The following is a 12250-nucleotide window of genomic DNA, read 5'->3' as shown; positions in this document are numbered from 1 at the left end:
CAATCTAAAACTTGCCTCTGCTATGGCACAACGACATAACATAGAAAGGAGATACCAATGAAAACTCTTTCAATTTTAATTATTCCAGCCATAATCCTGACGTTGACGGGTTGCGCAAGCATGTCAGATTCACAACGTGGCACAGCACAGGGAACCGTGATTGGCGCGGGAACAGGGGCTGCGATCGGAGCGCTGATTGGCGGCAAGAAAGGCGCTGCCATTGGAGCAGGCTCAGGCGCTCTGCTAGGCGCCGGCGCTGGTTACATGTGGTCGCAGCGAATGGAAGAGCAGAAAAGACAAATGGAAACAGCCACCGCAGGCACAGGCGTGCAAGTCACACAAACCGAAGACAATCGTCTCAAACTGAATATTCCCAGCGATATTTCATTTGATACCGGCCGGGCGGATATCAAACCAGGCTTCAGGCCAATTCTCGACAACTTCGCAACCAGCTTGGTTAATAATGCAGGCACAATCATCACGATTGTTGGCCATACCGACAACACCGGCAGTGATGCGATTAACAATCCTTTATCAGTCAATCGTGCCGCCAGCACGCGCGATTACTTGGTGAGCCGAGGCGTATCCATCAACCGTATCCAGATTGATGGTCACGGTTCCCGCGAACCTCTGGTCGAAAATAACACGCCACAAAATAGAGCAGAAAATCGCCGTGTTGAGATTTTTGTTACAGAAATGCACGCAGTACCAGAGACTCTTGGTACTAAACCGAAACAATAGAATCAAGCATCAAATTCTTCTGATGCAGGCGCAGTTTGAAGGGTAGCTTGTACGGCTCATAATCCGACCCTGGCACAGGACCCAATTTGATTATTGGGTTTAGCAGACCGTTGAGAAACGTTTTAGAAGCAGCTGACACAAGGCAAAAACAAGCGAAGTATATGCTTAAAAAATGAGCATTTTGAGCCTGTTTCTAACACGGTAGCAGCAACGCGGATAGTCTTTCTACGGCCTGCTAGTCAATGAGAAGCGGCCATGACTATTCCTCTGCTGTTCAACATTCGTCAAAACCGACGAAAAATGGGCGCGAAGCGCTTTTGCGAGTCCGCGTTGATGACATTGTCAGGTACGCTTCTCATTGACGCATTGTAGTAATACCCTTCTTCTGGCTCATTTCCCAACGCTATACCCAGCTTTAACTGGAGATTCCATATAGGATCAGGTATTACATCATCAACGTTCACAGATTCATGCACCATTTCCGGGTTAACTGCTATTGCAAGAAAGCACGAGAAATTTTTTTAATAATTTTTAAAGATTCCTTACTACGTTCGGAATGACAAATACGAGTTATTCAGAGCTCCCCTAATTGAAACGATGTATAGTTATGAAGATCATGGCACTATGGGCTACTTCATATTATTTGATCAGATTATCAGGAGGTTATTGAAAGACATTGACTGGCTGGAAGCGGTCACGTCAATGATGACATTTGTCAGTGCCGATTCAATTCTATCTCTGAACATATCAGATTAAACCCAAATTTTTACAACAAATCTTTTGCAACTCAGCTATTTCTTAATAAATCCAGACAGATGATTCAACAACGTATCTTCTTTATACGGCTTGCCTAGAAAAATATTCACGCCCAGATCCTTAGCAATCTTTCGGTGTTTTTCCGCAGTTCTTGACGAAATGATGATGATTGGAATATGAACAGTTTCCGGATTCGCGCGCACCGTTTTAATCAATTCAAAGCCATTCATTTTCGGCATCTCCAGGTCGATCAGCATAATATCCGGAATGGTTTCTTGAAGTAATTTGATCGCTTCCGTGCCGTTCTTGGCAACCAAAACATCGCAGCCTTCACGCTCCAGCAAGCGGCAGGTTACTTTGCGCACAGTCAGCGAATCATCAACCACCATCACAGTTGGAGCTGCGACTGGCTTTCTGTGAGCAATAGCGGTTAACTCACTGACCGGAGTATTGAAGACTTTTTGCACATCAGGGCGTTGTAACAGTTTCACCGGATTCAGAATCAGAATCACCTCGCCATCGCCGGTAATGGTAGCCCCCTCAACCCCCGGTGCATGAGTCAGTTGTAACCCCGCATTCTTGATCACTACTTCTGACTCTCCAATCAATACATCGACATGCACTGCAAGGTATTGTGTGCCGCTATGCAGGAACATTATCGGACCGTGCTGAGTCAATTCATGCGCATGACCGGGCACATCCAGTAAATGAGATAAATGCGCAAACGGATAGTCCTTTCCGTTAAATTTAACTCGATGATCCTGATAGATTTTTTTTAATGTATCTGAATCGAATTCGCGGTGATGTTCAACAATGAAAGCAGGAATGGCATACATCTGCTTTCCGGCACGCACAAGAAATGTTTGTGCCACAGACAGCGTAAGCGGCAAGTTGATTGTGAACGTTGTTCCCTGATCAGGAACCGATTGAACACCGATACGGCCGCCCAGCATCGTGATTTCATTTTTGACGATATCCAGCCCAATCCCGCGACCGGCAATTCCTGTAATCGAGTCGACTGTCGATAAACCTTGCTTAAAAATCAGTGATATCATCTTGTCGTCATCAAACACTTCATTATTCTGGATCAATCCAAGCCGTTCCGCCTCTTGGCGAATACGCAAGACATTAAGACCACTGCCATCGTCACTCAAGGAAATAATAACCTCGTTACCTTCCTGATGCAGTTGGATGGTGATTTGTCCAATTTCCGATTTTCCAACTTGCAATCGCTGAGCCGGTTCCTCAATGCCATGTGCGATTGCGTTACGCAGCAGGTGTTCCAGAGGGGGATTGATCTTCTCTAATACGCTTCGATCAATTTCAACTTCGCCTCCCTGAATTTGCAGATTGACTTTTTTCTCCATCTCTTCCGCCACCTGCCGTGCAATACGATAATAACGCTCAGCGTAATTACTGAAAGGTATTGTGCGGATTTGTAATAAGGATTGTTGCAACTGACGATTGATCCCCGATTGCTGCACGACGGCTTCTTCGGCAACCGTATGTGCAGCACGCAAACTCTTTTGTACCGAAATAATGTCATCAACACTCTCAGCCATCAAGCGCGTCAATTCCTGGAAGCGGGAAAAACGGTCAAATTCCAGCGGATCAAATGACTGTTCACTCTCATGCTGCTGCGCAAGATGCGACTGCATTTGCGTTTCCGCTTGAATTTCCACTTCGCGCAGCTGATCATGCAAACGGTGTGTGCTTTCAGCAAGATCCTGCAGCGATTGTTTGAAACTGTTCAGTTGCGCCTCAATTTTTGAGCGCAGAATGCTGGCTTCACCGGAATCATTCACCAATCGATCGATAAGCTCGGAGTTAATGCGTAAAATGGCCTTGGATTGCAGCAACTCAGCTTTCTCGAGTGAGTTCTGGCTCTGTTCCGCTGTATCCACTGCAATATTGATATCAATCGAGTTTGTTTCAGCCGGAAGAATTTCAATTCCTTGCAACTGCTCGATCTTGCCACTGATAATATCAAATTCACTTTCTAACTGATCCAGTGCAGAATCCGACATATTACGCTCGCGGAAAGCCGTTTCGACATGACTTTCCATGGCATGTACCAAATCACCCAGCAATGACGCTCCCGTCATGCGGGCACTGCCCTTCAGGGTATGCAATAGCCGCAACATCGCCCGATGAATATCCTCATCGTTCGGCAACATGCGCCAGGCCCGCAGTTTGCTGCCAATTTGCGGAATGATGTCATAAGTTTCTTCAAGAAATGCCGGAAGTAGTTCCGGATTAATTTGATCGACAGTCTCATTGGCAACAATGCTTATAGTTTCAGCTTGCGCCTCCGCAATCGGTGCTTTTACTTCAATCTGTTGTGTCAGCAATTCATTCGCGGCCCGCAACAGTTCCTCAGCATCAACGCGAGCCGCGCCCTGCTCGCGCAGGTTTCTACACCATCCGGCATAGGCCTGATGCGCACGGACAATCAAGTCTCTTAATTGATCTGTAGCCGGTCTGTTAAGATTCAACCAATGATTCAGTACTTGCTCCAGATTCCAGGCAACATCACTCATTTCCTCCAGCTTGACCATCCGACCGCTGCCTTTTAAGGTATGAAATTCACGTCTCAAGTTGGCAAGGGCATCGCGATCGCTGGGATCGGCGCAGCATTTCTGAAGATCCAAGGTAATTTCGGCCAAGACTTGATCCGCTTCTTCGAGAAAAATTTCAAGCAATTCCGAGTCAATATCTTTACTGCCTGCTTCACTGTTTATTGCATCTACCGTAATTTCGACAACAGGTGTTATTATTGCTGGCATCGACTGTGAGGCCCTAGTACAGCGCATTGCTGCCATTTGGAATAGCGCGAGCGCTTCCTCGACTATCTGATGACTATCGGGTTGTCCGCTTCTGAGCGCTCCAATAAAAAAGCCCATACTGCTCATTCCATCCACAAGCAGAATCTGTTCCGTTTCAATGATTTGATAATCCGGCTGTATCAGTTTTTCTACCAGGTTCTGACAAAGCCTCAATAAAGTTTGAGCACGCTCCAATTCCAACATGACCAAAGCACCTGAAACTTGCTTAAATAAGCCTGAAAGCAACAACAGTTCGGAGCGTTCGCTCGGCTCAAAAAAGAATTTATCCAGAATACTTTCGATTTGCGCAAGATTGGTCAGTATTTCTTGTGCAACTTGCGCCAACAAAACTTTGTCCTGTGAGGTATTTTCCAGCACATTAGACAAGGCAACAACGGGCAGTTCATCAATATTCACATCACCGGCAGTAACACCCTGTAAACGAGAAATCAGCACATCGATCTGGTGTGGCAACTCGGGCGATAATTTGTAAAAATTATCGAGGATGCTCTCTATCATCAATAAAGCAGTAGCCATTTCCATGGCCAGTTCCTCGTTCATATCTTGCGGTTGGGCATGCAAATATGCGACGGTATTACTCATTGCATCGATCAGCTTGATTAATGGCACACATTCCATTTGCCGTGCCTGATGTACGAGCCAATCAATATATTCTGACAGCGGAACCAAACTTTCTTGATCCCCAGCACAAAATTCACGCCAGATATCATTAGTCTGCATCAACGTACTGCGCAATCGTTCCAATAAAGGATTCAAAGATTCCGATTGTTCAAATGTCAGTCTATCTGTGGCTGACAAGCTTGGCCAAGCAAAGCTGCGCTTGATATCATCAATGCGCTGTTCGATTAATTCACTATGAGCAAGGTGATACAGCAGTTCACGCATTAAAACTGAAGTGTTACTCAGCGTTCCAGCAGAAAGGTGACGAATCGTTTGCTCGATTTTTCCACACAAACGTCGAATCGGAAGGTCAATCTGACTGCTATCCAAATGGAGCAGATCTTCCAAGAAACCAGCCGTCACCCACCAAAACACGCGTTGCTCATTAGTTCCGGGAAATTCTTCGATCTGATTCACGGCTGCTGCCATTTGCTGCAAGCCCGTTTGACTCGAAGGGTCACGCAACCACTTCAGCAAACCGGTTTGATACTCAATGCCCAACTGCTTAGCCAACGTCTTTATGGTCGATGCATCAATATGCAAAGCTTGCTCTTTCAACGCCGGATCTGCCGTTAAGTGTGGAAAAAACAAATCACTTTCTGGTGCATTCTCGAAACCATATACTTGCATTAAGGTGCGATAAGTTGGAAATAATCGCAATGCATTTTCTTCGGCACCATCAATGAGTTCATTCAGATAGAACAATAACGCTTTGGTGGATTGTTTCAGTGCATCAGAAATCGCCGGGTTCAGTTCGATTCTTTTATTGATAAGCGCATCAACCAGTTGCTCCATCTTTTCAGTGACGATGGTGATGCTCGTAAGATTTAGCATCTCCAACAAACCATCCAATTGATGGATATAATTTCGACAGTCTCTGATCAGTTTGTCATTTTCGGGATGCTGGCTATACACCTCCAGATTCTGATCAATTAATGTAAATACCTGATAAATCCCATCCTTGATGCCGATAATCGCAGAAATGTTAAGTTTAGGTTGGGCGCTCATTGTTCCGTACCATCAGTCTATAGTGAAATCGGAAATCCCATCACACCTTGAAATTAGACACCGACGCTTTCAGCTCTGATGCAAAACCAGAAATCTGTTTAATCGACCCGGTAGTTTTCAGGGTTCCTTGGGTATTCTGACGGGTAATATGAAGAATTTCTTCCATATTGGCAACTACCTTGTGCGCTGCTCGTGTTTGCGTATTAGTCACATCAAAGATATTCGATACTAAGTGAGCAAGCTGCTTCGATACTTGTTCGATTTCCTCCAATGCCCTCCCGGCAGCATCGGAGCGTTTTGCGCCTTTTGCCACACCTAGTGTGCTTCGTTCCATTGCGGTGATGGCATCCTGAGTATCGCCCTGAATGGTGACAATCAACTCACCGATTTGTTTACTGGCTTCCGCTGATCGCTCGGCAAGGCGCTGCACTTCCTGAGCTATCACAGTAAATCCATGTCCTGCTTCACCGGCAGCAGTCGCTTGCAACGCCGCATTCAAAGCCAGAACATTGGTTTGGTCAGTGATATCGGTAATCAATGCGACAATCTCACCAATTTCCTGTGAGCTCTCACCCAAGCGCTTGATACGCTTCGATGTATCTTGAATGTATGTGCGGATCTCATTCATTCCGGCAATCGATTCACGCACCGCTGATGTTCCTTTTTCTGCAGTGGCCAACGATTGTTTCGCTACTCTGGCAGACTCCGTCGCCATATCCGATATCTCGCTGATCGATTCGGTCATACCTAAAACCGCAATCGTTGTTTGTTCGATTTTCGCGGTTTGCTGTTGTGCTGCGGTTAACAAACCCGATGAAACCTGTTGTGCCTGATTGGACGCCTTAACCACTAATACGCTGGCTTGATTAACCTGCTCCACCAGGGTATGCAGCTCCTCAATCGTACAATTGATAGCATCGGCAATAGCACCGGTTGTACGGTCAGTGATATCGGTACGAACCGTCAAGTCGCCATCAGCAATTCTTTTCATGTCATCCAGCAATGTCACAATGGCTTTTTGAGTTTTGATCACTTCGTTCCGACTGACAAAATCTTGATAGCGCACATTCTGACGCACTGATCGGATAAAAAAGATCAACGCAAGCAACAAACAGACGCCAAGCATTATCGTCAGTTTATTTAGCCACGATATCGAATGCATGGTTTGTGCTTGAATTTCATTGCCCAGCTCACGCGAACTATTCAGCATGACATCACCCTTGCTTACAATCTCATCTATTGCCGACTGAACTGTTACTGCTATAGAAATTTCTTGCTGAATCACATCCAGGTGATCGTCAAATTTTCTTACCAGTGCATAAACATGCGAGAGTAGATCCTGGATCATTTCATCCCGGCTGGAAGCTGCACCCAGACCGTTATCGCCCTGACTTAACGCATGGGTAATCGCCGAAATATGTTCATGATCCTGCACCAGTTGTGCAGTAATCTCTGCCAGCGGCAATTCAATGGGCAGCAACATCTTGACATTTCTCGCGACATTGCGCGCATGCATTCTTATGACTTCCACCGTACGAATTTCATGGGATAGATTGCCAATTTGTGCCATGCGGACAATCAGTTCTTCAATGCGTCTGGTCAGCTGGCTATGTGCAATATGGATCGCCTGGGTACTGCCAATCAACCGCGTTAGTGAGTCTTGCCGACTCAGAATCAGATGAATGTTTTTTTCCTCAATTTGCCAGTTCTTAAGATAAGTATTAAAGCTCTGCGACAGTGCCTCATCAACAGCGGGGATAATCTTGTCACGATACATCCCCCCTTCTGATAAAAGAGTAATATATTGCTTCAATTGATCCTGACTGTCTTGCAGTTGTGTAAAAGCCGATATTTTGCCGATGATTATTTGCTGAGCGGCTTTTGATAGGCGCAAATGCTGCATTTGTAACTGTGAGACAAGCTCTGGCTTTAGCGCATTGTTTCGGGCTTTCTGTACACTGATTATCATTGTTATCAGCAGCAACACAGTGCAAAACATTACTATGCCACCCAGCATCCAGCTATCGTTGAGCAAGGAGGAATTTTTCGGAATATTTTTTTTCGCCGGCAGCGAAATAACTGGTAATTTTTTTCCTATCGCAACCAGACTGGTTGTCAATTCAAGTTTAGAAAAATTGTTTTCCATTGTTTTCTCCAGCTTTAAGTTAAGCATGTCTGAATATTCGGTTTTATTGAAAGCAAAATACATGCGGCATAACCGATGTGAGCAGCTAGCTTAACCGCAGGAGTGTGTGATCAAAAACAGAATAAGACCTGTAAAACAAGGTCTTTTAGTTGTGAAATTGCGAGTGGATTATGCGAGGAATAATTTATACGCCGGATTCCTGGTTTCATCCCAATAGCGATAGCCCAATTGATCCAGAAAAGTTTTGAAGTCGGATTTTTCCTCTGGAGGTACCTGGATACCGATCAGCACGCGACCATAGTCAGCGCCATGATTACGATAGTGGAACAAGCTGATGTTCCAATTATGGCTCATGCTGTTCAGGAAATTCATCAATGCACCAGGGCGGTCGGGAAACTCAAAACGAAAGAGAATCTCATTTCTGACTTCGCGCGCCCTCCCCCCGACCAAATGACGGATATGTAGTTTGGCCATTTCATTGCTACTCAGGTCTTCAGTCGCCAAGCCACTTTGTTTCAGCTCGCTGATCAGCTTTTGGGTTTCCTCTTGATTGCGTACCGACACACCGACAAAAATATGCGCCACTTTCGGATCGGCATAGCGATAATTAAATTCGGTAATACTTTTGGCCCCGAGTAAATTACAGAATTTCTTGAAACTTCCGGGTTGTTCCGGAATCGTCACTGACATTACCGCTTCACGTTGCTCACCAATTTCCGCGCGTTCGGAAATATGCCGCAGGCGGTCAAAATTCATATTGGCACCGGATGCGATCGCAACCAGTGTTTTATGCAGGATTTTCTCACGCGCGACATACGCCTTGATTCCGGCGATTGAGAGCGCGCCGGATGGTTCCATTATCGTACGTGTGTCCTCAAATATATCCTTGATTGCCGCGCAGATGGCATCGGTATCAACCAGCATCACTTCGTCGACCAATTCGCGGCATATGCGGAAAGTTTCCTTGCCCACATGCCGCACTGCCACGCCATCAGCAAATAAGCCTACCTGTGCCAGTTTGACGCGACGTCCACTCTGCAGTGAACGATACATGGCATCGGCATCCACCGGCTCGACACCGATGATCTTGATTTTCGGATACAATCGTTTCGCATAAGCGGCAATTCCTGAGATCAGTCCGCCGCCGCCAATCGGCACAAAAATGGCGTGAATCGGTCCGGTATGCTGACGCAGGATTTCCATGCCGACCGTGCCCTGCCCGGCAATCACATCCGGATCATCATAAGGATGAACAAATGTGGCCTGCACCTCCTTCGCCAGCTGTACCGCATGTTCATACGCATCGTTATACGAATCACCATGCAGAGTCACCGTGGCGCCCAGCGCCATGACCGCATGCACTTTGATTTGCGGAGTCGTTACCGGCATCACGATCGTTGCGCTGCAATTCAGCTTCTTCGCAGCCAGCGCCACCCCTTGCGCGTGATTCCCGGCGGACGCCGCAATCACGCCACGCCTACGCACTGCGGGCGGCAACTTGATCATCTTGTTGTATGCGCCGCGCAACTTGAAAGAAAAGACCTGCTGTAAATCTTCCCGTTTCAGCAGCACCTGATTATGGATACGTGCAGATAAATTTTCGACGAGTTCCAGCGGACTCTCAATCGCCACATCATAAACCTGCGCGGTCAATATTCTTTTGAGGTAATCGTTCTTCATAACCAGAGATAAATAAATCCAGATACTATTTCAATCTGTAATCGGGAAGGAGATTTTATCACGATCAGGAGTGGCTTGAATTTTCTTGCAGTGATGGCTTATTGAATAATAATAATGAAGAAGATATTTGCGCATTACACGGATTGACCTGCTTTCTAATGCAATCTATTGCGTCATTTTAGAACCCTCATTTAAATGAGAGCAAAACCAGAACTTCATCCTAACGACGCAACGAATCTAACAAATTTCTCCCCAGGCTTCCAACTCATCCAGTATTCGCTCAGTATTTTCATCCGCTTTGTACATCTCCCGCAATAACGCAATTTGCGTCAAAAATTCCGTCAAAGTAATACTCCTGCCACCATTGCCTTGTGTGAAGCGTTGCCGACGTATCTGCTCCCATCGTTCGGATTCTACCTGCGTCAAAGTTTCCGGCCAGTTACGGGCACGGTAGCGGAACAACAGCTCGGGCATTCGACTATCGTGAAAATCAAAGTGCATTTTTGCCAACTGTTTGGGTGTGGCGCGGCGGATCTGCGCCAGCAACAAAGCATCCGCATTGTCCAGAAAACCGTCGTACAGGGCCACATCGACGTCACCGGCTGACTCAAACGTGCGACGGGTATACGCAGTAGCTACGCGCTGAAAGAAATCGGGTGCCGCACATAATATTTGCCAATGTTGGTAACAGGCATCCAGATCGAGCGCGATGCGGTCGGCTGCCTCATTATCGAGGGTATTACGTGGCGCCAGTGCCGGACATTTATTGATCTTTATCGATTTGACCGGCAAACGCTGCATACCTTCTGGCAAGCCGTCGTTGCGGGTAAACAGCAACTGGCTCAGTTCGACTGCATTCAGCGGCAGGAACATTTCTGGATCATGGCGCAAGTCATACACCAGCACGCTGTTATTGTTTCCCGGTTCCGTGATCAAAGGCATGACCAGCGAAGTACAACCGGTTTTAGCCGGATACATGCGTGTCGTGTGCAATACCGGGTTGTGAGTGATTTGATCAAGCTGAGCCGCAGCTTTGCGCTTATCTCGCAGTTGCAGCAACCAATCATAGAGGCGTGGCTGTTGCATGCGTATCAGACGCGCCAGACCAATCGTGGCGCGCACGTCAGACAAGGCATCATGCGCGGATTCATGCAGAATTCCGTTGGCAGCAACCAAATCCTCTAGTTTGAAACTTGGTTGTCCGTCTTCATGTTGCGGCCAGGTTATCCCGGCTGGACGCAATGCATAAGTCATGCGCACCAGGTCAATGATGTCCCAGCGTGAATTGCCTTGTTGCCACTCGCGCGCATAGGGATCGTAAAAATTACGATAGAGTGCGAAACGCGTGACTTCATCGTCAAACCGCAGCGAATTGTAGCCAACACCGCATGTACCCGGTTGCGCCAATTCGGCGTGGATACGCGCAATGAATTCCGGCTCAGGCTGTCCTTGTGCATCAGCCAGTTGCGGTGTAATGCCAGTAAGCAGACAAGCCTCCGGATGCGGCAAAAAATCCCGTGCCGGTTTACAAAAGATCATCAGCGGCTCACCAATTTCGTTCAGCGCCTCATCAGTGCGAACGCCGGCAAATTGCGCCGGACGATCACGCCTGGGATCGGCGCCAAACGTTTCGTAGTCATGCCAATAAAATGTCATCGCCATAATTATTTACAGATTTGAGAACACTGGTTAAATACTCGTTTTACAATAAGTGCATTGCGTCATTATAGAGGCATCTAGCGCAAGATTTTTTCAATCAAATAAAAAGGACACAATATGACACGCAAACTCATCAGCTCAGGTTCAACGTTTGAGAAGGAAATTGGTTACTCGCGCGCGGTAGTCGAAGGCAATTGGGTTTTGGTATCCGGCACGACCGGTTTTGATTACAGCAAAATGACTATTTCTGATGACCTTCTGGAGCAAGCGGAACAATGTTTTAAGAATATCGTTGTGGCATTACAACAAGCAGGCGCAAGCATGAAAGATGTCGTGCGCGTCACGTATGTGTTTCCCAAAGCCGAAGATTTTGAGAAATGCTGGCCGATCATGCGTAAATATCTCGGTGATGTCAGACCATCGGCGATGATGCTGGCGGCCGGTTTGTCCGATCCACGCATGAAAATTGAAATTCAAGTGACGGCTTACCGCAGCACTGACACTGAATAAACCAGAAAGAAGTCTTGCGATACCTAAACTCCGGGAGAAAAACTGAAATCAGCAACAAGCGCTTACGTACTAACGCTAGTATTACCGTTGATTTATCCCAGATTTCCCATTAGGTTTGTTTTCTAATGGAAGCCATTAGAATAAGCTGTTATAAATAAGCATATTTTGGTAAATTAAAGCTGTTTTCCAGATGTATATTTTTCTTCCGGGAGGTTTTGATGGAATTTAAGCTTCGATTTACTGA

7 protein-coding genes are annotated in these 12250 nt (G+C 46.5%); 2 read left to right on the top strand and 5 right to left on the bottom strand.

The window, feature by feature from the left end:
• Positions 1-57 precede the first annotated feature (57 nt).
• A complete protein-coding gene (locus tag C7H79_RS12505) occupies positions 58-741 on the top strand; it encodes a YiaD family glycine zipper/OmpA-like lipoprotein (protein WP_106707589.1) in 684 nt (227 codons plus the stop codon).
• Between the two features lie 284 nt (positions 742-1025).
• Here the strand turns inward: C7H79_RS12505 and C7H79_RS12500 are convergent, their stop codons facing one another.
• The 5 genes from C7H79_RS12500 to sbcB all read right to left on the bottom strand — a co-directional run bounded on the left by C7H79_RS12500 (position 1026) and on the right by sbcB (position 11499).
• Positions 1026-1220, bottom strand: coding sequence for a hypothetical protein (locus C7H79_RS12500; protein WP_106707588.1), 195 nt, complete (start codon positions 1218-1220; stop codon positions 1026-1028).
• Between the two features lie 312 nt (positions 1221-1532).
• Complete coding sequence (locus C7H79_RS12495) at positions 1533-6011, bottom strand: hybrid sensor histidine kinase/response regulator (RefSeq protein WP_106707587.1); 4479 nt, start codon at positions 6009-6011, stop codon at positions 1533-1535.
• Between the two features lie 40 nt (positions 6012-6051).
• A complete protein-coding gene (locus C7H79_RS12490; protein ID WP_106707586.1) occupies positions 6052-8157 on the bottom strand; it encodes a methyl-accepting chemotaxis protein in 2106 nt (701 codons plus the stop codon).
• A 168-nt stretch (positions 8158-8325) separates the two neighbouring features.
• A complete protein-coding gene (ilvA, locus tag C7H79_RS12485; protein ID WP_172592433.1) occupies positions 8326-9837 on the bottom strand; it encodes a threonine ammonia-lyase, biosynthetic in 1512 nt (503 codons plus the stop codon).
• A 237-nt stretch (positions 9838-10074) separates the two neighbouring features.
• A complete protein-coding gene (gene sbcB, locus C7H79_RS12480) occupies positions 10075-11499 on the bottom strand; it encodes an exodeoxyribonuclease I (RefSeq protein ID WP_106707584.1) in 1425 nt (474 codons plus the stop codon).
• Between the two features lie 114 nt (positions 11500-11613).
• Here sbcB and C7H79_RS12475 point away from each other — a divergent pair, with 114 nt between their 5' ends.
• Positions 11614-12006 (top strand): RidA family protein, encoded by a 393-nt coding sequence (locus C7H79_RS12475; RefSeq protein WP_106707583.1) that lies wholly within the window; start codon positions 11614-11616, stop codon positions 12004-12006.
• Positions 12007-12250 lie beyond the last annotated feature (244 nt).

This window comes from Nitrosomonas supralitoralis (assembly GCF_003011925.2).
Classification (GTDB): Bacteria; Pseudomonadota; Gammaproteobacteria; order Burkholderiales; family Nitrosomonadaceae; genus Nitrosomonas; species Nitrosomonas supralitoralis.
This window is presented reverse-complemented; position numbering and strand designations above follow the sequence as displayed.

What these genes read in the sequence shown, in the direction of transcription:
- C7H79_RS12505 (WP_106707589.1), top strand. Translation starts at nt 58, where the DNA reads ATGAAAACTCTTTCAATTTTAATTATTCCAGCCATAATCCTGACGTTG.
- C7H79_RS12500 (WP_106707588.1), bottom strand. Translation starts at nt 1,220, where the DNA reads ATGGTGCATGAATCTGTGAACGTTGATGATGTAATACCTGATCCTATA.
- C7H79_RS12495 (WP_106707587.1), bottom strand. Translation starts at nt 6,011, where the DNA reads ATGAGCGCCCAACCTAAACTTAACATTTCTGCGATTATCGGCATCAAG.
- C7H79_RS12490 (WP_106707586.1), bottom strand. Translation starts at nt 8,157, where the DNA reads ATGGAAAACAATTTTTCTAAACTTGAATTGACAACCAGTCTGGTTGCG.
- ilvA (WP_172592433.1), bottom strand. Translation starts at nt 9,837, where the DNA reads ATGAAGAACGATTACCTCAAAAGAATATTGACCGCGCAGGTTTATGAT.
- sbcB (WP_106707584.1), bottom strand. Translation starts at nt 11,499, where the DNA reads ATGGCGATGACATTTTATTGGCATGACTACGAAACGTTTGGCGCCGAT.
- C7H79_RS12475 (WP_106707583.1), top strand. Translation starts at nt 11,614, where the DNA reads ATGACACGCAAACTCATCAGCTCAGGTTCAACGTTTGAGAAGGAAATT.